Source organism: Maritimibacter sp. UBA3975, assembly GCF_002384975.1.
Classification (GTDB): Bacteria; Pseudomonadota; Alphaproteobacteria; order Rhodobacterales; family Rhodobacteraceae; genus Maritimibacter.
Genome location: NZ_DGCP01000002.1, coordinates 362959 through 384514, shown reverse-complemented (window position 1 = coordinate 384514; position 21556 = coordinate 362959). Strand labels below are relative to the sequence as shown.

21 protein-coding genes are annotated in these 21556 nt (G+C 61.8%); 12 read left to right on the top strand and 9 right to left on the bottom strand.

Translation table 11 applies throughout. The features are described from left to right. The first annotated feature begins 36 nt into the window (after nt 1-36). From B2585_RS02125 to trxA, 7 genes are read left to right on the top strand one after another with little or no spacing between them, the layout of a single operon-like run. Nucleotides 37-1635, top strand: coding sequence for a PAS-domain containing protein (locus B2585_RS02125; protein WP_292019480.1), 1599 nt, complete (start codon nt 37-39; stop codon nt 1633-1635). A gap of 40 nt (nt 1636-1675) precedes the next feature. Next, nucleotides 1676-2173, top strand: a complete 498-nt coding sequence (tsaE, locus tag B2585_RS02120; RefSeq protein WP_292019478.1) for a tRNA (adenosine(37)-N6)-threonylcarbamoyltransferase complex ATPase subunit type 1 TsaE — start codon at nt 1676-1678, stop codon at nt 2171-2173. Beyond that, the gene (locus B2585_RS02115) at nt 2160-3179 is read left to right on the top strand and encodes an aminoglycoside phosphotransferase family protein (RefSeq protein ID WP_292019476.1); all 1020 of its coding nucleotides are present in this window, start codon (nt 2160-2162) and stop codon (nt 3177-3179) included. Before tsaE ends, B2585_RS02115 begins: the two co-directional genes overlap by 14 nt. Continuing rightward, nucleotides 3155-3847 (top strand): nucleotidyltransferase family protein, encoded by a 693-nt coding sequence (locus B2585_RS02110; RefSeq protein WP_292019474.1) that lies wholly within the window; start codon nt 3155-3157, stop codon nt 3845-3847. The genes B2585_RS02115 and B2585_RS02110 overlap by 25 nt, the downstream gene beginning before the upstream one ends. Further along, a complete protein-coding gene (gene addB / locus B2585_RS02105) occupies nt 3840-6791 on the top strand; it encodes a double-strand break repair protein AddB (protein ID WP_292019473.1) in 2952 nt (983 codons plus the stop codon). The genes B2585_RS02110 and addB overlap by 8 nt, the downstream gene beginning before the upstream one ends. Continuing rightward, the gene (gene addA, locus B2585_RS02100; protein ID WP_292019471.1) at nt 6788-10180 is read left to right on the top strand and encodes a double-strand break repair helicase AddA; all 3393 of its coding nucleotides are present in this window, start codon (nt 6788-6790) and stop codon (nt 10178-10180) included. The genes addB and addA overlap by 4 nt, the downstream gene beginning before the upstream one ends. A 34-nt stretch (nt 10181-10214) precedes the next feature. Then, nucleotides 10215-10535 (top strand): thioredoxin, encoded by a 321-nt coding sequence (gene trxA, locus B2585_RS02095; RefSeq protein WP_292019469.1) that lies wholly within the window; start codon nt 10215-10217, stop codon nt 10533-10535. Nucleotides 10536-10689: 154 nt separating this feature from the next. On the opposite strand, the gene B2585_RS02090 is transcribed toward trxA, so the two are convergent. Together B2585_RS02090 and B2585_RS02085 are read right to left on the bottom strand one after the other, a co-directional pair. Further along, nucleotides 10690-10896 carry a hypothetical protein gene (locus B2585_RS02090; protein ID WP_292019467.1) on the bottom strand — a complete coding sequence of 69 codons (207 nt, stop codon included), beginning with the start codon at nt 10894-10896 and terminating at the stop codon, nt 10690-10692. Nucleotides 10897-11021: 125 nt separating this feature from the next. Continuing rightward, the gene (locus B2585_RS02085; RefSeq protein WP_292019465.1) at nt 11022-11630 is read right to left on the bottom strand and encodes a L,D-transpeptidase; all 609 of its coding nucleotides are present in this window, start codon (nt 11628-11630) and stop codon (nt 11022-11024) included. Between the two features lie 178 nt (nt 11631-11808). Between B2585_RS02085 and B2585_RS02080 the strand changes: the two genes are divergently transcribed. Next, nucleotides 11809-12321: a CAP domain-containing protein gene (locus B2585_RS02080; protein ID WP_292019463.1), complete on the top strand. Its 513-nt coding sequence runs from the start codon at nt 11809-11811 to the stop codon at nt 12319-12321. A gap of 68 nt (nt 12322-12389) precedes the next feature. Here B2585_RS02080 and B2585_RS02075 read toward each other — a convergent pair whose 3' ends face one another. The 5 genes from B2585_RS02075 to B2585_RS02055 form a co-directional block, all read right to left on the bottom strand. Next, complete coding sequence (locus B2585_RS02075; protein WP_339718044.1) at nt 12390-13064, bottom strand: L,D-transpeptidase family protein; 675 nt, start codon at nt 13062-13064, stop codon at nt 12390-12392. Between the two features lie 66 nt (nt 13065-13130). Next, complete coding sequence (locus B2585_RS02070) at nt 13131-14342, bottom strand: class I SAM-dependent RNA methyltransferase (protein WP_292019864.1); 1212 nt, start codon at nt 14340-14342, stop codon at nt 13131-13133. Continuing rightward, a complete protein-coding gene (locus B2585_RS02065; protein WP_292019461.1) occupies nt 14339-15502 on the bottom strand; it encodes a CCA tRNA nucleotidyltransferase in 1164 nt (387 codons plus the stop codon). The genes B2585_RS02070 and B2585_RS02065 overlap by 4 nt, the downstream gene beginning before the upstream one ends. Continuing rightward, the gene (locus tag B2585_RS02060; RefSeq protein ID WP_292019862.1) at nt 15499-16098 is read right to left on the bottom strand and encodes a CoA pyrophosphatase; all 600 of its coding nucleotides are present in this window, start codon (nt 16096-16098) and stop codon (nt 15499-15501) included. Before B2585_RS02060 ends, B2585_RS02065 begins: the two co-directional genes overlap by 4 nt. Beyond that, entirely contained in the window at nt 16085-17062 is a 978-nt protein-coding gene (locus tag B2585_RS02055; RefSeq protein ID WP_292019860.1) for an Hsp33 family molecular chaperone HslO, read from the bottom strand. Before B2585_RS02055 ends, B2585_RS02060 begins: the two co-directional genes overlap by 14 nt. A gap of 74 nt (nt 17063-17136) precedes the next feature. Here B2585_RS02055 and B2585_RS02050 point away from each other — a divergent pair, with 74 nt between their 5' ends. Further along, the gene (locus B2585_RS02050) at nt 17137-17586 is read left to right on the top strand and encodes an NUDIX hydrolase (protein WP_292019459.1); all 450 of its coding nucleotides are present in this window, start codon (nt 17137-17139) and stop codon (nt 17584-17586) included. On the opposite strand, the gene B2585_RS02045 is transcribed toward B2585_RS02050, so the two are convergent. Beyond that, entirely contained in the window at nt 17559-18812 is a 1254-nt protein-coding gene (locus B2585_RS02045) for a PP2C family protein-serine/threonine phosphatase (protein ID WP_292019457.1), read from the bottom strand. The two genes, B2585_RS02050 and B2585_RS02045, sit on opposite strands and share 28 nt — an antisense overlap. 184 nt (nt 18813-18996) lie before the next feature. Between B2585_RS02045 and B2585_RS02040 the strand changes: the two genes are divergently transcribed. The 3 genes from B2585_RS02040 to B2585_RS02030 all read left to right on the top strand — a co-directional run bounded on the left by B2585_RS02040 (nt 18997) and on the right by B2585_RS02030 (nt 20990). Then, the gene (locus tag B2585_RS02040) at nt 18997-19308 is read left to right on the top strand and encodes an Hpt domain-containing protein (protein WP_292019455.1); all 312 of its coding nucleotides are present in this window, start codon (nt 18997-18999) and stop codon (nt 19306-19308) included. Nucleotides 19309-19393: 85 nt separating this feature from the next. Beyond that, nucleotides 19394-20620, top strand: a complete 1227-nt coding sequence (locus tag B2585_RS02035) for an argininosuccinate synthase (RefSeq protein WP_292019454.1) — start codon at nt 19394-19396, stop codon at nt 20618-20620. 82 nt (nt 20621-20702) lie between these two features. After that, a complete protein-coding gene (locus B2585_RS02030) occupies nt 20703-20990 on the top strand; it encodes an SCP2 sterol-binding domain-containing protein (protein ID WP_292019452.1) in 288 nt (95 codons plus the stop codon). Between the two features lie 57 nt (nt 20991-21047). On the opposite strand, the gene B2585_RS02025 is transcribed toward B2585_RS02030, so the two are convergent. Continuing rightward, nucleotides 21048-21464, bottom strand: a complete 417-nt coding sequence (locus B2585_RS02025) for a DUF7282 domain-containing protein (RefSeq protein WP_292019450.1) — start codon at nt 21462-21464, stop codon at nt 21048-21050. Nucleotides 21465-21556: the final 92 nt, after the last annotated feature.

Below are 21556 nucleotides of genomic sequence, written 5' to 3'. Positions count from 1 at the left end.
TTAGGGTGAGGCGTCTTTCACGACCGGGCCTCTCACATGACCACGCTGCTTGCCGTCGTTCTCGTTCTTATCGCTTTTCTGGTCGCCTTCGCGACGCTTCTGGCACTTGGCCTTGTTGGCCGGTGGCGCGCAAGCGGCCTTCGCCAAACGGTTCTGACAGAGCGTGGCACGATTACCTTCCTGTTTGAAAACGAAACGCTGGTGGATGTGACGACTTCGGCCCGCGACCTCTTGGCCACGGCTCCGAAGCGGGGCAGCGACTGGTCCCGCCTCTCGGGCCTCCTTGAGCCGCGTTTTCCAGGACTGGATGATTGGATATTTGAGCTTGCCGATCTGGGCGAGATGGAGCGGCAGTCGAACGACGAGACCAGCCTTCTGCACGCAGAATGGCACGATGGTATCGCGCGGATCACGCTTTCCTCGCTGGGTGTGGGTGACAATACGGCGGCCACCGATCAATACACCGTTGCCGCGCTGAACCGTGAACTGGAAACGTTGCGCGCTGCAACAGAACGCACACCTTTTCCGATCTGGGAGGAAGACGAAGGAGGCGCAGTGACCTGGTGTAACAGTGCCTATCTCGATCTTCTTTCCGACCTTCATGATAACGCGGGCCATGGCTGGCCGCCCACCCGGATTTTCGACATTCCGGACACGGATGGTGACGACTTTGGCAGTCAGACCGCCCGCGTCGCGGTAAGTGCGGCGGGAGACGAGTCCCGGCACTGGTTCGAGGTCCATGTTCAACCCAACGGGTCTGGCCGGCTCTGCACCGCGACGCCCACCGATGACCTTGTGAAAGCCGAGACGTCGCTGAACGAATTCGTGACGACTTTGTCCAAGACGTTCGCCGCGCTGCCCATCGGAATCGCGATCTTCAACCGTTCGCGGGAACTGGCGATGTTCAACCCGGCGCTTGTCGATCTCATGACATTGCCGGTGGATTTCCTGATCTCGAAGCCCACCCTCGCTTCGTTTCTCGACCGGTTGCGCGAGATGCAGATGATGCCGGAGCCAAAGGACTACAAATCCTGGCGCCAAAGAGTCTCAGACCTCGTCGCTGAAGCGCGAAACGGGACGTACGAGGACAAGTGGACTTTGCCCGGCGGTCAAACGTATCGCGTCACAGGAAGGCCCCATCCGGACGGGGCGGTGGCCTTTCTATTCGAAGATATTTCGACCGAGATCGAGCTGGCGCGCAAACACCGGGCCGAGATCGAAACCGCGCAGGCGACGCTCGACGCGATGCCCGCCGCCGTCGCCGTGTTTTCGACCGCCGGCGTGCTCACCCTGTCAAATGCGCAGTACGCGACGATCTGGGCCAGCGGCGGCGCCGGTGATCTGACCGATCTGTCCATCTATGACTCCATCGAGCACTGGCGAAACGCATCGGCGCCCAGCGGCGTCTGGGACGAAATCCGCGCCACCGTAGGCCATGCAGGTGTGCGTGAACCGTGCAAAGCAAACATCACGCTTCTGGACGGACGCGCGCTTACTTGCAGGGTCGCGCCGCTCCCCCGGGGCTTCACGCTGATCGAGTTCGCACAGCTCAGACTCAATGACGGGACTGCCGAGGTGCCGGAAGATGTCGCCCTGCAGCGCGGTGACAATCGGTTGCTGGGCGTCGGATCGTGAAACCACTTGCCCCACCTCGCTTGCCGATTACAACGGAGGCATGATCGACGCCGGCTCCCGCACAGTTCACCTTCCGACCCCGGACGCGACCACCGCACTTGCCGTCACCCTTGCTGAGGTTGTGAAACCAGGGGACGTCTTTCTGTTGTCCGGGCCTATCGGTGCGGGGAAGACACATTTCGCGCGGTCGCTCATCCAGTCGCACCTGTCACGCAATGGTCAGCCTGTCGAAGACGTTCCCTCGCCGACATTTACGCTGGTTCAGACCTATGCCTCCGGCGGCCACGAAATCTGGCACGCCGATCTGTATCGCCTGACACACCCGGACGAGGTCGAAGAACTCGGCCTGATCGACGCATTCGACACCGCCATCTGTCTTGTCGAATGGCCCGATCGGCTTGGAGATTCAGGTCCCTCCAATGCAGTGCGCATCAACTTTCGACAGGGCGATAATGACGACGGTCGCATTGCGGAGATCGAAGGCCTCCCGCCACACCTGACCCACACATTAGGCCGGTTTCAGCATGTCTGGTCGTGACGACGCCATCACTGGCTTCCTCGACAACGCTGGTTGGGGGGGCGCGCGGCGCAGTCTGCTGGCAGGCGACGCGTCCAACCGCCGGTATGAGCGATTGTGGCTCGCCGACCAACCGGCAGTTCTCATGGATGCTCCGCCAGACAAGGGCGAGGACATCCGGCCTTTCGTACGGATCGGGCGGCACCTTTCCAATGCAGGCCTCTCGCCACCAAAGGTCTTTGCGGAGGACGCTGCACAGGGTTTCCTTTTGCTGGAGGATTTGGGCGACAACTTGTTTTCAAATGTCGTCGAGAGTGATCCGGATGCCGAGAAAAGGCTCTATCTCGCCGCAACTGACGCCCTTCTCGCCCTTCATGATGCCCCGCTTCCGGACGCACCGGACTATGGGCCGGGCCCGATGAGCACACTCGCGACCCTGTCCATAGACTGGTTCGCCTTTGGCGCGTCGGGCGCGCACGATCCGGAAGGAACGAAGGCGCTGGAAGCCGCCATGAAAGATGCCTTTGATGCGCTCGCGCCGTGGCAACCCGTCCTTGTTCTGCGTGACTACCATGCGGAAAACCTGTTGTGGCTTCCCGACCGTGTCGCGCCCGCGAATGTCGGGCTACTGGACTTCCAGGACGCGGGCATTGGTCACCCGGCCTACGACCTGATGTCGCTGGCCCGAGATGCCCGCCGCGACGTGTCGGACGCGACCCGCAGCGCGATGATCGCGCATTTCGCGCAAGCGACCGGCAAGACGACCGCCGATCTGGAGCAGGCTTGCGCGACCGTCTCAGCCCAGCGCAACTTGCGCATTCTCGGTGTCTTCGCGCGCCTCTCACTCCATTTCGGCAAGCCGCATTACGTCGACCTCATCCCACGCGTCTGGCGCAATCTCTCTGCCGATCTCGCGCACCCGTCCCTCGCTGCTTTGGGCCATGTCGTTGCCCGCACACTTCCGGACCCCACCCCTGAAATCCTGAGAACCCTGAAAGCCAAATGCGCGACCGTCCCGACGCTCTGATGATATTCGCGGCAGGCTTCGGCACCCGGATGGGCGCGCTGACCGCCGACCGACCGAAACCCTTGATCGAGGTCGCGGGAAAGCCCCTTATCGACCACGCGCTCGGCATCGCGCACGATGCAGGCATCGGCACGATCGTCGCCAACCTGCACTACCGGCCCGAGCCGATCGCCGCTCACCTGTCGCCGCGAGGGATAAAGCTGTCGCACGAACCGGACGAAATCCTCGAAACCGGCGGAGGGCTTCGCCACGCCCTCCCGCTCCTCGGTCCGGGGCCGGTGATGACGCTGAACTCCGATTCCGTCTGGACGGGCGCGAACCCGCTCGACGAGCTGCGCAGCGCTTGGGACCCAGAGCGGATGGATGCTTTACTACTCCTTCTTACACCCGACGCGGCCACCGGCCATCAGGGCAAAGGGGATTTCACGTTGAGGGACGGGACCCTCACCCGAGGCCCTGGCCACGTCTATTCCGGCGCGCAGATCGTTAAGACCGAGGGTCTCGCGACGTTCGAGGAGACCTCCTTTTCGATCAACCTCCTTTGGGACCAGATGATCGCGCAAAGCCGCCTTGCAGGTATCGTGCATGACGGTGGCTGGTGCGATGTTGGCCATCCGGAGGGGATTGCCGCGGCCGAGGCTCTGCTCGACTATGGCCGGGATGTTTGAGCCCAGCGCCACCCCCCGCGTCTTCGCCCAGGCCCCTGGGGTCGATTTCCCGCGTGCCGTGATCGACGGGCTTCGTGCCAGGTTGGCGGACCAACCCCCCGACGCGATGGCACGGGTGACGCTGTTCGTAAACACGACGCGCATGAAGCGTCGGATCGCAGACTTGTTTGACGATGGGCCACCCGCACTTTTGCCGCGCATACGACTTGTGACTGACCTTGGCCACGACGCGGCTATGGCGGACCTCTCGCCTGCGGTATCGCCGCTGCGGCGCCGGCTGGAGCTTGCCAGCTTGATTTCCGACCTGCTGGAAAGCCAGCCGGACCTCGCCCCGCGGCACGCGATCTACGCGCTGGCCGACAGTCTCGCCGCGCTGATGGACGAGATGCAGGGTGAAGGTGTCGGGCCCAAAGCATTGCAGGACCTCGACGTCGACCGGCATTCCGCCTACTGGGCGCGTAGCCTTGCCTTCGTGTCGCTGGTCGAAAAGTTCTTTGGCGCAGGGAGCAGCGAGCCACCTGACCTCGAAGCGAGGCAGCGGCGGGTGATCGAGCGGATTACGGCGACCTGGCAGGTATCGCCGCCGTCCGATCCGATCATCATCGCGGGGTCCACCGGGTCACGCGGCGCGACTGCGATGCTGATGGAGACCGTGGCGCGGCTTCCACAAGGGGCCGTGATCCTGCCGGGATACGACTTCGATATGCCGGCGAAGGCCTGGAGCGGGATGGACGATCAGATGGTCGCCGAGGATCATCCGCAGTACCGATTTCACCGTCTGCTTTCTGCGCTCGCTCTCGGCCCCGAAGACGTTCGGCACTGGCATTCAATCAACGCCCCTGCCCCACGGCGCAATGCTCTCATCTCGCTCGCGCTGCGGCCCGCGCCAGTCACGGATCAGTGGCAGGCTGAGGGGCCGGGGTTCACGGATGTGGGCGAGGCGACGGCGCATTTGTCGTTGATCGAAGCCCCGACACCAAGGGAGGAGGCGGCAGCGATTTCAGTTGTGCTGCGGGACGCGGCCGAGCGTGGATTATCGGCAGCGCTCATCACACCCGACCGGGTGCTGACCCGCCAAGTGACCGCCGCGCTGGACCGTTGGGACATCCGGCCCGATGACAGCGCGGGGCAACCGCTCCCGCTCACCGCACCCGGGCGCCTCTTGCGCCATGTCGCGGAGCTGCGGGGCCGCAAAGTGACGGGTGTGGATCTGCTTACTGTACTGAAGCACCCACTCACACATCGCGGTGCGGACCGGAACGAGCACCTTCGCCTCGCGCGGGAACTGGAACTGACTGGCCTACGCCGCGGGATGCCCTTTCCCGACCTCGTGACGCTTGCGTCATGGGCGGATAAGAATAAGCGGGACGCGGCCTGGGCGGAATGGGCCGGGCGCTGGATCGCTGACGTTGGCGACGCACATACAGCACCGCTCGCCGACCACGTCGCCGCCACCATCGGCTTGACAGAACGGCTGGTCGCCGGAGCCAAGGATGGCCCACCCGACGAGTTGTGGGCGCGGGAAGCGGGCCGTGAAGCACGGCGCGTCGTCGGCGAGCTGGAACGCGAAGCGGAGCATGGCGGCGAGATGTCGGCCTCGGACTTCCGCGACCTCTTCAGCGCCGTACTGAATACCGGCTCGGTGCGCAATCCGGACGCCCCTTATCCCGGCATCCGTATTTGGGGCACGCTGGAAGCACGGGTCGGCGGCGCTGAACTCGTCATTCTCGCCGGGCTGAACGAAGGCGTCTGGCCCGAGCGTCCTTCCCCGGATCCGTGGATGAACAGGGACATGCGCAAGGAACTGGGTCTTTTACTTCCGGAACGACGAATCGGCCTGTCCGCACATGATTTCCAGCAGGGGATCGGCGCGCCGGAGGTAATTCTGTCCCGTTCGCTTAGGGACGAGGAGGCCGAGACGGTGCCCTCGCGCTGGATCAACCGGATGACGAACCTGATGTCCGGGATGTCGGAGGCTGGCGCGGAGGCGTTGGCCGCCATGAAGGATCGGGGCGCGGCTTGGCTCTCGGTCGCGCGGGAACTCGACCGGCCCCAGCGCGACAGACACCGGGTCGCGCCGGCTCCGCGCCCCTCGCCCCGGCCGCCGGTGGAGGTGCGGCCGACAGCCCTGTCCTTCACCCGGATCAGTACGCTCATTCGTGACCCCTATGCAATTTATGGGCAAAAGATCCTGCGCCTGCACGCGCTCGACCCGCTGCACCAATCGCCCGACGCACCCCTGCGCGGAACGGCGATCCATGACGTGATGGAGCGATTCATCAAGGAGCGGCCTAAGACCGAAGCCCGCGCGGACGCCCGGAGACGGCTCATGTCCATAGCACGCGAAGAGTTCGAGACGACGGCGCCCTGGCCCGCCACGCGGCTTCTCTGGCTCGCGAAGCTGGAGCGTGTTGCGGATTGGTTTCTCGAAGGGGAGGATGAACGCCAGAAACAGGTCACCCACATCCACACCGAGGTCGCGGGCAAAGCTACATTCGGCTCTCCACCCTTCACGCTTTACGGCAAAGCCGACCGGATAGACCTGCGCGATGACGGTCAGGTTGCGATTTATGACTACAAGACCGGCGCGCCGCCCTCGGAGAAGCAGCAGCGTGCCTATGACAAGCAACTGCTGCTGGAGGCGCTTGTGGCCCGGGCCGGAGGGTTCGACGGGCTTGGAAAGCTGGCGACCGCGCGAGTGGCCTATATCGGTCTCGGCGCCACGCCGAAAGTCGTCCCGATCGACGTGACATCAGCCGATCTTGAGCGCGTTCAGGCTGAACTAGAGACGATTCTCGCCTATTTCCAGGATCGAGACCGGGGCTATACTTCACGGCGGGTTGTAGAAAGCTCAGCTCGGTTTGGCGGGGACTACGACCACCTCGCCCGGTACGGCGAGTGGGACCATACCGCTGACCCAGAGGGCACGGAGGTGGGCGAATGAGCCGGGACGAAGCCACGCAGTGCCAGATCGACGCTGCCGATCCAACCGGCAACACTTGGCTTTCTGCGAACGCGGGGTCCGGCAAGACCCGCGTGCTGACCGACCGCGTGGCGCGGCTTTTGTTGGAAGATGTACCGCCTCAGAACATCCTGTGCCTGACCTATACCAAGGCCGCCGCGAGCGAGATGCAAAACCGGCTTTTCAAGCGCCTTGGGGCCTGGGCGATGCTGGACGACAGCGCGCTCGAGTCCGAGCTCGATGTGCTTGGTGTTACGGAAGCACCGGACCTTCGCAAAGCCCGTCGCCTTTTCGCACGCGCCATCGAGACTCCCGGCGGGCTGAAAATCCAGACGATCCATGCGTTTTGCGCGACGATCCTGCGGCGTTTCCCGATGGAAGCCGGCGTTTCGCCTGACTTCAAAGAAATGGACGACCGGACTGCGCAACTCCTTCAGGAAGAGATCGTCGAGGAAATGGCCGCCGGCACGCCGCGACCCTTGGTCGAGGGTCTTGCGCAGCACTACACCGGGGCCGAACTGGACAAGCTCACCAGCGAAATCGTCGGAAACCGGCTGCATTTCCTGGAACCGGTGGATCGCGAGACAGTTTGGAGTTGGCTCAATCTGCCGCCCGCACTCGACCGGGAAACGGTCCTCGCCGAGACGCTCGCGCCCGGTGACGGTGCGATGCTGGCCGTGTTGCTGCCCATCTTGCGGACGGGCAGCAAGACTGAAATCACAGCTGCAGACAAGCTTTCGAGCATCAATCCGGATGCTCTTGCCTTTGGCGATCTTGAGGTCTTGGAGTCCGTCTTCCTGACCGGAAAGAGCGCTGCAAGCCCGTTTTCGGCCAAGATAGGGTCTTTTCCTACCAAGGGAACCCGCGCCGGATCCGCCGCGCATTTGACGGATGCGCTGGACGGGCTGATGGCTCGCGTCGAAGGTATGCGCGACCGCCGCCTTGCCCTCCTGACCGCCGAGCGCACGCGCGCACTCCACGCCTTCGCGCACCCGTTCGTGCGTGCCTATGAAGAGCGCAAAGCAATGAACGGCTGGCTCGACTTCGACGACCTCATCCTGCGCGCGTCGGCACTTCTGAACACGTCTGATGTCGCGCAATGGGTGCTCTACCGACTGGATGGCGGGATCGACCACATCCTTGTCGATGAAGCGCAGGATACGAGTCCGTCGCAATGGCGTGTGATCGACAGTCTCGCGCGGGAGTTCATGTCCGGTGAAGGGGCCCATGCGGACAAGGACTGGTCGATTTTCGTGGTCGGCGACCCAAAGCAGTCGATTTACTCCTTCCAAGGTGCCGATCCAGCGGAGTTCGCGAAAATGCGCAACCGGTTCCGTGAGGGGCTTGGGCAGATGGACCGACCGCTTCAGCAGATGCCGCTTGAATATTCCTTCCGCTCGGCGCCTGCGATCCTGACAGCAGTGGATAGCACGCTATCGGAGGCGGGCGGCCTCGGAGACGCAGCCCCAAACCACAAGGCCTTCCACGCGATGCGGCCCGGGCGCGTGGACCTTTGGCCGGCCATTGAACCCGTGAAGCCCGACGAGTTGCGGCCTTGGGATGATCCCCTCGACGTTGCGGCGCCCACGGATCACTCGGTCATGCTGGCCGAGAGCATCGCGGAAGAAATCGGTCGCATGATTCGGGAGGAGAAGGTCCCGGTGACGGACGGAGCCGCGGGTGGTTTTCGTCCCGTGACTGCGGGCGACATCCTGATCCTCGTGCAGCGACGGTCGGATCTTTTCAAACATATCATCCGGGCCTGCAAGACGCGCGGACTGCCCATCGCCGGGGCCGACAGGCTGCGCATCGGGGGCGAAATGGCCGTTCGCGACCTCACCGCGCTGCTGGCGTTCCTCGCAACGCAGGAGGACGACCTGTCGCTCGCCGCCGTCCTGCGCTCCCCGCTTTTCGGACTGAGCGAAGATGCTTTGTTCCGCCTCGCCAATCCGCGGCCAGACCATCAGTACCTTTGGCGCGCGCTCTGGGCGAGCGAACATCGCGATGTGGTCGAAGTGCTTCAGGACCTACGCGAACGGGCGGATTACCTGCGGCCCTACGACCTGATCGACCGCGTGCTGACGCGGCATGACGGACGCCGACTGCTTCTCGGACGACTCGGCGCGGAAGCGGAGGATGGGATCGATGCGATGCTCGCGCAGGCGCTCGCCTATGAACGCATGGAAGTGCCCAGCCTGACCGGCTTTCTCACCTGGCTCGACACCGAGGATGTCGAGATCAAGCGGCAAATGGATGCCAAGGCCCGCGAGATCCGCGTCATGACGGTGCATGGCGCAAAGGGGCTGGAGTCTCCGGTGGTGATCCTTCCGGATACCGCAAAGCGCGACCTGCGCGGTCGCGGCGATCTGGTGGCAAACGCCGGGAAGCTGATCTGGAAACCGCGGGCCGACGACATGCCGCAGTCCCTGACGGGCCTGAACGAAGACGCCAAGGAACGCGAACGGGAGGAGCGGATGCGCCTCCTCTACGTCGCGATGACGCGGGCCGAGAGCTGGCTGATCGTGGCGGGCGCCGGCGATATGGGCAAGGAGGCCGCGGATTCCTGGCACGGCCTTGTTCGGCATGGGGTGAGCGCGCTGGACGCGGCGCCGCGCGGATTCCCATCCGGCGTGGGCGGTTTGCGGTATCAGGACGGCGTCTGGCCCGAACCCGAGACGCAGGATGTCGAGGATGTTGCCGAGCAGGAACCCGACCCGCCCGACTGGACCGAACGTGCCGCCCCGATACGCGAAGCGCCACCGCGTCCGCTGTCGCCATCCAAGCTGGAGGGCGCCAAGAGCGTTGCGGGTGCATTGGAAAGTGCGAGTGAAGCGGACAACGACGCCGCGAAGCGGCGTGGTCGACAGATACACCGTCTGCTCGAATTCCTTCCCGACTATCCGCAGGCGGAATGGTCTCATCATGCGACAGCGCTTCTGGCTTTTGGTGAAGACGCCGCAGACTACGCGGAGGTCGCCGCGCTTCTGGATGAGGTCAGCCGGGTTCTGACCACCCCCGCTCTTGCTCCGCTCTTCTCGGCCGATGCGCTGGCGGAGGTCGAAGTGTCCGCCCCCGCCGGCCCTGACGGTGTGCGTATCCACGGAATTATCGACCGGCTCATCATCGAGCCGGGCCGGATCTGCGCGATCGACTTCAAATCGAACCAGACAGTGCCAGGCTCGCCAGAGGACATTCCCGAAGGCATTCTACGACAGCTCGGAGCTTACGAAGTGGCGCTCGCGCCGCTCTATCCGGACCGCGAGATCACGAGCGCGGTGCTGTGGACTCGGAGCGCAACCCTCATGGATGTGCCCCCCGGTGTGGCAATACGCACATTTCGTTCGCTTGACGGGATGAAGCGCGATACCTAGTTTCCTGACAACGCATCATGCAAGGAGCAGTCCAATGACCACCGTCGCCGTGACCGACGCCACTTTCGAAGAAGAAGTCCTGAAATCCGATGTTCCGGTTGTCGTTGACTTCTGGGCCGAGTGGTGCGGCCCGTGCAAGATGATCGGCCCGGCGCTTGAAGAGCTTTCCGCCGAATACGGCGACAAGGTCAAGATCGCCAAGGTGAACGTGGACGAAAACCCGAATTCGCCGGCCCAGTTGGGCGTGCGCGGCATTCCGGCGCTCTTTATGTTCAAGGACGGTCAGCCGATCTCGAACAAGGTGGGCGCGGCTCCGAAGGCGGCCCTTCAGAGCTGGATCGACGAATCGATCTGAACGCCTTCGACGTTACGAAAAGGAGGGCCCGGTCACTTCGACCGGGCCTTTTCTTTTGCTCCGCCAGGCAAAGTGGCACCGCACAAATGAAAACCCCGCCGCAAGCGACGGGGTTTCCAATTTCCGTACCGGGCAGAGTGCCCAGCGCGTGTTATTAGCAGGGGGTCGCAACCACCGCGCAGAACACGCCCACGCCGACGAGGGCGAGGAAGATCAGCGGAACGATGATGCCGGCGTTCGAGGACGACGACGACTGTTCCACGATGATTTCGGGCTCGACGATCGGATCGACGAGAGCACCAGCCTGAGCGGCGGTGGCGGCGAGAGCGGCAACGGCCGCAACAAGCATGACTTTTTTCATTTCAATCTCCAATTGTCCTTCCGACACTCGCGCGCCGGAACAAGGGTAGTTCTGTACCTCGTGCTTGCAGAAAACAGTATCACCGAAAAAATGCAACAGGTTTCCAGCGAAACCGCCCTTTGGTGTCAGATAAGCAACACCTGAGTTCCGACCTTCGCGAGGCCAAAAAGTTCTGCAATATTCTCATTGTAGAGGCCGATGCAGCCATTGGAAGAACGGCGTCCAATCTTGCGCGTGTCGTGCGTGCCGTGAATCCGGTAATATTGCCAACCGAGGTAAAGCGCGTGGGTACCGAGCGGGTTGTCAGGGCCGGCAGGAATGTACTCCGGCCACTCCGGATTTCGCTTTCGCATAGCGGGCGTCGGGCGCCAATCGGGACCCTCGACCTTGCGTACCACCGAGGTTCGGCCGCGACGGGTCAAATCTTCGGTCAGCGGCACGGACGTCGGGTAGAGTTTGTAGAGTCCTTCCGGGTTCCAGTAGTGCAGCGCGCGAGACGTGATGTCGACGAGGATCGCGCCATTGTTCAGGTTGTCGAAATACGGGCGCCAATCCAGCGAACGGAAGCTTGAGATATTGCGCCGCACTACTTCCGAAAGGTCACGCTCGACTTCGGTCGAATTGCCGGTGGCGTTTTGCCCGAAAGCGGGCGCTACGGCAAGCGAGCCTACGGCTGCCACGCCGGACGCCAGGAAACCACGCCGCCCCATTTGAGGTTTGCGAAAGTCACTCATCGCCGATCTGTTCCTCGATGTCATATAGGAATGTGTGTCTGTATACGGCGGAGAGTTGCCAGCCGCAAATCAATCCGCCGCGTTCACGCCGAATTTTGCCTATGCAGAATTGATCGTCACCCGGTTTGCCGCTAAGGCGTTGTGGCCCCGAAGATCGAGACTGGATACACCCCTTCCCATGACCCGTGCCGCGCTCCTCGTTTCCGCACTCATGTTCTTGCTGGCTGCCTGTGATACCGGACAGCCGATGCGCATGGGTCCGGATGGCAAACCGATGCCGTCGGTCTACAAAATCTCGAAGGCGCAGGAGGACCGCATCCAGTTCCGCGTCCTCGACTCCGTTAACGAACTGCGGGAGGTGGCCGGCGTGCCGCCGGTCCAGCTCAACGCCCAGCTCAATGCGGCGGCTGCGACGCATGCACGTGACATGGCTGTGCAGAACCGGCCTTGGCACTTCGGGTCCGACGGGTCCTCGCCAATCGATCGGGTGCAGCGGGCGGGCTATTCCGGGCCGATGCTGGGTGAGAACATCTCGGAGACCTTCGAGACCGAGCTGGAAACGCTTGCGGCATGGATGGAGCAGCCCGACACGCGCAACGTCATCCTCGACAGCCGGGGCCGTAACCTCGGCATCGCATTCTATCAGGAGCAGAACGGAAAAATCTGGTGGACACTCTTGATGGGCGGCTAATGCGGCCGATCAAGAAACGAAACAGGGCGCCCGAAGGCGCCCTTTTCTTTGTCCGAGATGTCGCGGGTTCAGTTCGACACGGCGTTCGACGTCACCATGACTTCATCACCCGGCACTTGGGCCTGCCAGAGAAGCGGGTCCATCGGCATCACAGGCTCCCGCCCATGCGCGATGAGTATGTCCGGCGCGACTTCGTCGAGTGATTTGGGCGTGCCCGGCCGCGGGTTCGCGAGCGGCGGCTGCTTGGCCGGGATGATGTGGATCGGCGTCCCGTCGCGCACCATCGCGTAGACGTCCTCGATTTCCTTGTTCGTTACGGCGATGCAGCCGGCTGTCCAGTCGGCCTTGCCCTTGTCGCGCTTCTCGGTCGGACCACCGTGGATAAAGATGTCACCCCCGGCGCTAACCCCGGCCTCTTTCGCGATCTTGCGATCCGTGTCGTTCGGATAATCAATCCCGACCGAAAGATGGTATGCACTGTCGGGGTTACGGCGGTTCACGCGATAAGTGCCCTCAGGCGTGCGCCCGTCACCCTTCTGTTGCTTGTGGCCGTAGGGGGCAAAACCCAACTCCACGTCATATTCCGCAAGCGCCGTCTGATGATGCATCAGGTACATCTTGCGGTTTTCCTTGAACACGAAGATCTCGGTCACTTCCGGACCGTTGTACGTCTTGAACTTCGAGCAGGCGCTCAGGACCGCGAAGGCCGCCGTCGACGCCAGCATCATTCGTCTGTTCATCATTGTCTTGGTCCCAGAAATTCTGCCCGAGCCATTGTTTACCCGATTTCCCCGGTTCGGGGAAGATGATCAGCGTGTGAAACACGCCGCCAGCTCGACATGTGCAGACCACCGAAACTGATCCACGACGACGAGCCAATCCAGCGAATAGCCCGCATCGGTTAATATTTTCGCATCGCGCGCGAAAGTCACCGGATTGCAGGACACGGCGGCAATGCGCGGAACATCGCTTGCCGCCAGTTCAATCATCTGCGCCTCAGCCCCAGCGCGCGGCGGGTCGATGACCACGGCCTCTGCGCGAAGTTCATCACTCAGGAGTGGTCTGCGAAACAGATCGCGGGTCTCCGTTGTGACCGCATGAAGCCCGTGGTGATGGCGCCACCCGGCATCCAGCGCGGCGAGCATGTCGCCATCACCCTCCACCGCGAGCACCTCTGCATTCGCCGCCAGCGGCAACGTGAAGGTACCGCACCCGGCGAAAAAATCGAACACGCGATCCGCGTCACCCACCGCTTCCTGAACCGCTGCGGTCAGGGCCATCTCTCCTTCCTTGGTCGCCTGCAGAAATGCGCCCGGCGGTGGGACCACCGCAACGGCGCCGAATTTCTGTTTTGGTGGTTGAGACATCGCAACGACCGCTCCGTCCCAGGCGAGGCGCGCGATGGGAAGTCGTCCGACCAGGCCTGCGAGCGCCTCCTCCAAACCAAGGTCCCGTGGCTTGCCGCCGGTGACTGAAATATCCAGCCCCCCGTCGCTCGCCGTCAGTGACAACTTCAACTCGCCTTTCCGGGACCCCCCGACCTGCGCGATTTCTTCGCATATCGGCAGCGCGGCCATCAGAGCGGGGGTCAGGAGCTGACAGTTCGGGATCGGGGTGATCGTGTCAGACTTTGGGGCGTGGAACCCGACAAGGGCCCCCTTCTTGGTGCGGCGAACAGCGAGCGTTGCACGGCGACGTGCATTCGCAGGCGAAGTAGCGATGCCCCGGATCTCGGTCGCGATTCCCTGAGCGGCAAGCGCCTGTTCCACCACACCAACCTTCCACTGGGCCACGAAGGAATCACTCGCGTGCTGGAGCGAACAGCCGCCGCAGGATTTGTAATGGGGACAAGGAGGTCGCACGCGATTTGCAGACGGGCTGATGATTCGCGGTTCGGCAACGCGATCTCCTTCCAATGCGCCATCGATCACTTCACCGGGCAAAGTTCGAGGCACGAAGACAGGGCCCGCTGCGATTCCGTCGCCTTGGTGGCCCAGTCTCTCGATCGTGTACTCCGTCATTGGTTCCTCAAGAGGTCGTCGCGGGTAAGTTCGAATCCCGACGCGATCCAACGATCCTCCAGCTCCTTAAGCTTCGCGCCCAGCGCGGCCCCTTCATGGTCGGGGATCAGGTCGCCGGCCACAACGGGGAACTGCGCGCGCGCTCCGTGCGCAATCTCTTTTAAGTCCCGAGGATGGGGCGGTGACTCGAGCAGGGCAGCATTCATCAGCACCACATCACGGGCCCTGGCCTTGCCGAGTTTGTAGCCCAGCGCGGCGGGCGTCTTGGGTGATCCACGATGCTCGAGCAAGACCTGAAGGTGCCGGTCCTGCGCCTTGGAAAGACGAAAGGAATCTTTGTGATCACACCCACCCAGCACTGCCAGTCTGCGCATGGAGTCTGGTGCGACTCTAAGCAGACCTTCAAAATGAACGAGGAGCGGGAGGGCGGCGGGATCGAGGCCCTCCATAACACGGTGCAGGACTCCCGTTCGATCCATCACAGCGATGGCGGGCGCGGGATCGGGAGCGGCGAGGAGTTTGACCATCTCGGCCCCGACGCGCTCTCTTGAAAGCGTCTCTATTCCGCCTGAAAGCTCTGAAATCGCCGCGAGCGCCTCCGGATCCAGCCCACCCGTCGGATCGCCGTACCAAGCATGAAAACGGAAAAATCGGAGGATACGCAGGTAGTCCTCGCGAATTCGGGCCGCAGCATCATCGATGAACCGAACCCGTCGAGCCTCAAGATCAATGAGCCCGCCCAAGGGGTCGACCACAGTCCCATCCGGTGTCGCATAGAGCGCATTCATGGTGAAGTCGCGGCGTCTGGCATCCTCATCCAGACGATCAGCAAAGGCCACGACGGCGCGGCGTCCGTCCGTCTCGACATCCCGACGCCACGTCGTGACCTCAAATGGTATCTTGTCGAGAACGACGGTCACCGTTCCGTGCTCAATTCCAGTCGGAATCGCTTGGAAGCCGGCGCTTTGGGCAAGAATAGTCACAGTTTCAGGACGCGCATTCGTGGCGACATCGAGATCCGATATCGGAGCGCCGATGAGTGCGTTTCGCACACACCCGCCAACGAAGTGGGCCTCGTAGCCGGCATTCGTCAACATCAGGCAAACGGACTGCGCCGCCGGATCGCGGATCCAGCTGCCCGTGATCCGCGCCGCGGTCATTGTTCGATCCTGTCGGCCAGGACACGAAGCATCCGTGCCGTGGCGCCCCATATGTAATACGGGCCCCATGGGACTGTGTAGTATTGTCGATACTGCCCCCGGAAGTGGCGGCCTTCGGCCACATATCTGGCTGGATTAGAGATGTGGTCAAAGGGAACGGTGAACACTTCCGCGACTTCCCCGGGCTCGGGCCGGAAGGCAAATTCCGCTTTCACACGCGCCAGAACAGGCGTGACCTGAAAAGCAGTTATCGTCTCATGAAACGGCAGGGTACCGATGACCTCTACATTATCGCGAAACAGGCCGATTTCCTCTTCGGCTTCCCGCAACGCAGCCGCAATCTCATCGGCATCACTGGGGTCCACCTTTCCGCCCGGAAAGGCGATCTGGCCTGGATGGTGTTTCAAGGCCGAAGACCGCTGTGTCAGGATCAGACGCACGCCCGTTTCCGTCTCGATGAAGGGCACAAGTACCCCTGCAAGGCGCAAGTTTCGGTTCGGCGGGCGAAACTCGGGATTCAGGTCAAAATCGGATGACCCCGCGCCCGCGAGGTCGCAGGCACGGGCGAGCGCAGAGAAGACCTCAGACGCTTCCATCGGCGTCTTTGCCAAGAACGCTGGGGTCGAACTCGTAATGCGCCCCGCAGAATTGACAGTCGGCTGTCACGATCCCGTCTTCCGTGGTCATGTGAGCGATGTCCTTCGCCGAGTAGATCGACAGGCTTTCGACGACGCGCTCCGCCGAGCAGGTGCAGCCGAACTCGACCGGCTGTGGCTCAAACACCCGCGGTTTTTCTTCATGGAACAGGCGGACCAACATCTCCGTGGGCTGGACGGTCGGCCCGATCATCTCGTCGGGCTGGACAGTATCGAGCAGGATGTTGGCGCGGCTCCAATTCTCCCGATCGCTCTCTCGAGGAAGGATATCCTCCGCCGACAGCAGCCCGCCTTCGCCAGATCCGCCGTCGCTTTTCGCAAAAGGGGAGGCTTTCGGCATGTGCTGGAGCATGACGCCGCCAGCACGCCACGTTTCATCGGTTTCCTGAAAGCTGAGGATAAAACGGGTCGGGAGTTGTTCCGATTGTGCAAAGTAGGTCTGGGCGCAATCCGACAGGGATTGCCCCGCCACGGGCGTGAGACCGGAATAGGGCGTAGTGCCCGCACCTTGATCGATCAACAGCGCAAAATAGCCCTGACCGATCTGTTCGAATGCTGGTCCGTTCGGGTCGAGCCGTTCTTCGTCGAAACTCGCATACGCGCGGATGCGCCCGGGATCGCCAGGATTGGCCGGCGCGTAATAGTCGGTTGCGATGAGTCGCGCCGGGCCATCACCGCGCACTTGCAGAGATAGCTTCCACCGCAGCTTGATCGTCTGGCCGATAAGTGCGGTCAGTAATGCGGCCTCCGCAACCAACGCTTCGATTGCGGGCGGATAGTCGTGTTGCTCAAGGACTTGGTCGAGCGTTCCGTCGAGCCGGACCACACGCCCGCGGACATCGGCCTCGTCGAGTTGGAAGGGCAGGATAGTATCGTCCCAGGCGATTTGAGACCCAAGGCTCATGCGTGGTTTTCCTTTGTTATCTGGCGTGGCATACCGCGAAGACATATGGGGAGCAACCGAGCGAGAGGCCAGCGATGCGGCGCTATGGTGAAACCATCGTGAAGGGCCAACGCTATCGGCCGCGGCCCGGGGCTTATGCGATCCTGCCGAGGGATGGGCGTGTGCTCCTGACATTTCAGGACACGCCGGAACCTGAATTTCAGCTTCCTGGCGGCGGCATTGACCCCGGTGAAAGCCCTCTTCGCGCGCTTCACCGAGAAGTCGTCGAAGAAACCGGTTGGCGAATTTCGGCGCCGCGCCGGATTGGCGCCTTCCGTCGGTTCGCCTTCATGCCGGAATACGACCTTTGGGCCGAGAAAATCTGCCACATCTACGTCGCGCTTCCCGTGCGACCGCTACATCCGCCGACCGAACCGGGACACGAAGCGGTTTGGGTAGGCGCAGACCAAGCGATCGAGTTGCTCGACAATGCGGGCGACCGCGCCTTCCTCACCTCTTATGTGGGAGCTTTCGGACCGCGATAGTCGAGCAAGACGCAGGAGAGATCATCTTGCAAGTCGCTTCCTTCAAGGAAACAGTCCAGGTCCCAAGTCAAAGCCTCGAAGAACTCTGGTGCCGGCAAATCTGCGTTCTTGGCAAGGAACGTGCCGAATCCAGTTTCTTCCAGTTCCCGATCCTCGGTGTCACGCGACTCGGTGAATCCATCGGAGTAGAGAACAAGGCGATCTCCCGGCTCCAGATCCAAACTAAAGCTGTCGTAGGTGGCATCGGTGATGAGACCGATCGGAAGACCGCCGTGCCCATAGAACGCCACGCTTCCGTCCTTTGCGATGACCGCGGGATTCGGATGCCCGCATTGCGTAATCTGGACGCGCCCTGTTGCGTGGTCGAAGTATGCAAGCGTCATTGTGAAGTAGAGGTCAGACTTTACCTCCGACACCATCAGGCGATTGAGGGCGAGCGCCACTTCGTGTGGCGGCTTCGCACAGTAACAGTCGCCATCATGTTCAAGCGCAATGTTCTGCGCCGGGGCTCCGTCGGAGAGGTAGCCCGCGATCCGCGCGGTCAAGAGCGCCGACGCGATCCCATGTCCCGAAACGTCAATGGCATAGATCGCGACGTAACCCGGGCCAGCGGCGAAGGTGCCAACCAGATCCCCACCCACATGCCCACGAGGTTTCAGCAGAAGCGCGACTTGAGAAGCTTCGAATTCACGCAATCGATCCCGCACAAGCGCCTGCTGCATTTTCCGCGCTTCGATCAAGTCCCTGTCCAGAGCATCGTAGAGCTGCGAAATTTCAGAGAGCGTCGCGCTTACGAGCCGGTTCTTCTCATTTAACTCCCTTTCCATGCGCAGGATCCGGTCGCCAGCCGCAATGCGCGCCCGCATTTCCTCAGGATTGACCGGCTTGTTCAGAAAATCATCCGCGCCGATATCGAGTCCTTGCGCAACAGCGCCTTTGTCGCTCTTGGACGTGAGGAGAATGAAATACCCATAGCGATCGCGCGGCATTTCACGGAATTTCTGGCAAAGACTCAGCCCATCCATGCCCGGCATCATCCAGTCAGAAATGATGAGATCTATGTCAGTCGCGTGCAGAATTTCCAACGCCTCCTGACCGGTCTCGGCCTCGATCACCTCGAAACCATATCGGGTCAGCGTGGAAACGAGGACACGTCTCTGAGCACGGCTGTCGTCGACAACCAGAACGTGTCGAATGATCTGATCCCCGGTTTTCGGTGCCGACATTGTCGTTGGCAGTGGTTGTGGAGACAAGGTGACCCCCGGCATGTGTCGCGGTTGTTCCGCTGCGCAGGTCGTAACCGGTATCTCTTAACTCGTTATTAAATCTAAAATTTTTTGTTCTTGGCCACCGGAGGATCACCGAAGATTAAGTCGTTGGCCCCAGACTTCTCGCAGAAAGGAAGCGAAGATGGTTGATTGGGATCGCGTGGATGAGTTGAAGGCGGAAATCGGCGTGGAAGACTTTCAGGAAGTCGTTGAACTGTTCCTTGGTGAAGTCGACGAAGTGGTCGAAAGGCTTCGCACCTCACCGGATACGACCATGCTCGAAGCCGATCTTCATTCCTTGAGGTCGTCTGCACTCAACATCGGTTTCTCGGCCTTTGCCGCGCGATGTGGTGCCGGAGAGTTGGCCGCGGCGGCGGGGTCGCCCGTCGATCTTGGCCCGATCATGGAGATCTATGATGAATCCCGTCTCGTTTTCGCGCGTGGCTCTGGCTGAGCGCGGGCTGCGTTCGGGCAATCACCCTTGCCCGCCCCTGCCCTTGCCGATAAACCGCGCCGGACAGTGAACCAAGGAGCCTTGTATGTCCGCGCCGAAGAAAGTCGTGCTCGCCTATTCCGGTGGCCTCGATACCTCGATCATCCTGAAGTGGCTTCAAACGGAGTACGGCTGCGAGGTCGTGACCTTTACGGCCGACCTTGGTCAGGGTGAAGAACTCGAACCGGCGCGCGAAAAGGCCATCATGCTCGGGATCAAGCCCGAGAACATATTTATCGAAGACCTGCGCGAGGAATTCGTGCGCGACTATGTGAACCCGATGTTCCGGGCCAACACGATTTATGAGGGTCAGTACCTTTTGGGAACGTCCATCGCGCGTCCTTTGATCTCAAAGAGGCTTGTGGAAATCGCCGAAGAAACCGGCGCCGATGCGGTGGCCCACGGTGCGACCGGCAAGGGCAACGATCAGGTCCGGTTCGAGCTTGCCTGCTACGCGCTGAACCCCGACATCAAGGTCATTGCGCCTTGGCGGTTGTGGGACCTGACATCGCGCACCAAGCTCATCGACTTTGCAGAAAAGAACCAGATTCCCATTGCGAAGGACAAACGCGGTGAGGCGCCGTTCTCGGTCGACGCGAACCTTCTGCACACTTCGTCGGAAGGCAAGGTTCTGGAAGACCCGGCGGACATGGCGCCGGACTACGTTTACCAGCGCACGAACAATCCCGAGGATGCGCCGGACGAAGCGCAGTTTGTGGAAGTGACGTTCAAAGAAGGTGACGCGGTCGCCATTGACGGCGCGTCGGTTACTCCTGCTGAAATGCTCACCCGGCTAAACGCACTGGGCAAAACGCACGGAATCGGGCGGCTCGACTTCGTTGAGAACCGTTTTGTCGGGATGAAATCACGCGGGATCTATGAGACGCCGGGCGGCACCATCCTGCTGGAGGCGCACCGGGGCATCGAGCAGATCACGCTCGACAGCGGCGCCGGGCACCTCAAAGACAGCCTTATGCCACGCTATGCGGAGATCATCTATAACGGTTTCTGGTTCTCGCCTGAGCGGGAGATGTTGCAAGCTGCCATCGACAAGAGTCAGGAGCTCGTCTCCGGCACGGTCCGTTTGAAGCTCTATAAGGGGTCGGTGTCCTGCGTCGGTCGCTGGTCGGACGCCTCGCTCTATTCCGAGGCGCATGTGACGTTCGAAGATGACGCAGGCGCATATGACCAGAAGGATGCGGCGGGCTTCATCAATCTGAATGCCTTGCGGCTGAAACTGCTGGCCGCGCGGAAACGGCGGATGTCCAAATAGTCCCCTTGTGGGGAGGCAACGTCAGCGTTGCTTCCCCGCGCCCCGTCGCTCAAACGACCCCTGCAAAAGCGGAGCCCCGACCATGAGCGACCTTCCCGAGATCACCGCCCGTCTGAACAAAGCGCTGGCCGATAACCCACTCGACCAATCGATCAAATTCGATTGCGGCGATGCCGGTGCGATTACGCTCTCGGGCGACACCGCCGTTCTCGCTGATGAACCAGCCGACTGCACGATCCGGATTTCCGAAAAGAACCTCGTGAAGCTGCTGACCGGAAAACTCAACCCGATGACCGCCTTCGCGATGGGCAAGATCAAGGTGTCGGGGGACATGAGCGTGGCCATGAAGTTGAGCCAACTCGTCAAATGAAAAGGGCGACCCTCAGGCCGCCCCTTCCGAACCAAACACTCGTTAACGAACCTGCTATTACTGAGCGGTGATCGTCGTCATGACGAGGTCACCATCAGGCTTGATTGGGCCGTCTTCCTTGGCACCCAGCGTGTATTCGAACACACCGGTTGCCGTGCCGCCTTCCTCCGAGTGGATCATGAGCATCAGCATATCGCCGGCCGCGACGTCTTCCTGAAGGATCGCAGCGACATCGGTGTTCTCGCCCATGCGAAGCGGCGCATAGCCGACCACCGGGCCCGGGGCCATATCGCTGTCGGTACGGTGAATGACGAGCCACCCATTGGCGGGCGCGCTCACCATGTCGGCGGATACGACGCCGTTTTCGACAGATTGATCCGAGGCCTCCACCATCGGTGCCATTTCGTGGCTGGCGGCAAAGGCTGTCGTCGAGAAGGCAGCGGCGGCGAGGGTTGTTGCAAATGCGGTTTTCATCAAACGTCTCCTGTTGGTTTCTCACTGCGTCTGTCCGCAGTTGCCTGAAGCCACGAAAACGGTGGGAGAAAGTTTCGGAGTACTGATCACGC

Bases quoted from the DNA above. Each gene is read 5' to 3' on its own strand.
- B2585_RS02040 (WP_292019455.1), top strand. From the start codon at position 18,997: ATGGTTGATTGGGATCGCGTGGATGAGTTGAAGGCGGAAATCGGCGTG.
- B2585_RS02110 (WP_292019474.1), top strand. From the start codon at position 3,155: ATGCGCGACCGTCCCGACGCTCTGATGATATTCGCGGCAGGCTTCGGC.
- B2585_RS02050 (WP_292019459.1), top strand. From the start codon at position 17,137: ATGCGGCGCTATGGTGAAACCATCGTGAAGGGCCAACGCTATCGGCCG.
- B2585_RS02080 (WP_292019463.1), top strand. From the start codon at position 11,809: ATGACCCGTGCCGCGCTCCTCGTTTCCGCACTCATGTTCTTGCTGGCT.
- B2585_RS02030 (WP_292019452.1), top strand. From the start codon at position 20,703: ATGAGCGACCTTCCCGAGATCACCGCCCGTCTGAACAAAGCGCTGGCC.
- B2585_RS02115 (WP_292019476.1), top strand. From the start codon at position 2,160: ATGTCTGGTCGTGACGACGCCATCACTGGCTTCCTCGACAACGCTGGT.
- trxA (WP_292019469.1), top strand. From the start codon at position 10,215: ATGACCACCGTCGCCGTGACCGACGCCACTTTCGAAGAAGAAGTCCTG.
- addB (WP_292019473.1), top strand. From the start codon at position 3,840: ATGTTTGAGCCCAGCGCCACCCCCCGCGTCTTCGCCCAGGCCCCTGGG.
- addA (WP_292019471.1), top strand. From the start codon at position 6,788: ATGAGCCGGGACGAAGCCACGCAGTGCCAGATCGACGCTGCCGATCCA.
- B2585_RS02070 (WP_292019864.1), bottom strand. From the start codon at position 14,342: ATGACGGAGTACACGATCGAGAGACTGGGCCACCAAGGCGACGGAATC.
- B2585_RS02055 (WP_292019860.1), bottom strand. From the start codon at position 17,062: ATGAGCCTTGGGTCTCAAATCGCCTGGGACGATACTATCCTGCCCTTC.
- B2585_RS02060 (WP_292019862.1), bottom strand. From the start codon at position 16,098: ATGGAAGCGTCTGAGGTCTTCTCTGCGCTCGCCCGTGCCTGCGACCTC.
- B2585_RS02065 (WP_292019461.1), bottom strand. From the start codon at position 15,502: ATGACCGCGGCGCGGATCACGGGCAGCTGGATCCGCGATCCGGCGGCG.
- B2585_RS02035 (WP_292019454.1), top strand. From the start codon at position 19,394: ATGTCCGCGCCGAAGAAAGTCGTGCTCGCCTATTCCGGTGGCCTCGAT.
- B2585_RS02025 (WP_292019450.1), bottom strand. From the start codon at position 21,464: ATGAAAACCGCATTTGCAACAACCCTCGCCGCCGCTGCCTTCTCGACG.
- B2585_RS02125 (WP_292019480.1), top strand. From the start codon at position 37: ATGACCACGCTGCTTGCCGTCGTTCTCGTTCTTATCGCTTTTCTGGTC.
- B2585_RS02090 (WP_292019467.1), bottom strand. From the start codon at position 10,896: ATGAAAAAAGTCATGCTTGTTGCGGCCGTTGCCGCTCTCGCCGCCACC.
- B2585_RS02075 (WP_339718044.1), bottom strand. From the start codon at position 13,064: ATGATGAACAGACGAATGATGCTGGCGTCGACGGCGGCCTTCGCGGTC.
- tsaE (WP_292019478.1), top strand. From the start codon at position 1,676: ATGATCGACGCCGGCTCCCGCACAGTTCACCTTCCGACCCCGGACGCG.
- B2585_RS02045 (WP_292019457.1), bottom strand. From the start codon at position 18,812: ATGTCGGCACCGAAAACCGGGGATCAGATCATTCGACACGTTCTGGTT.
- B2585_RS02085 (WP_292019465.1), bottom strand. From the start codon at position 11,630: ATGAGTGACTTTCGCAAACCTCAAATGGGGCGGCGTGGTTTCCTGGCG.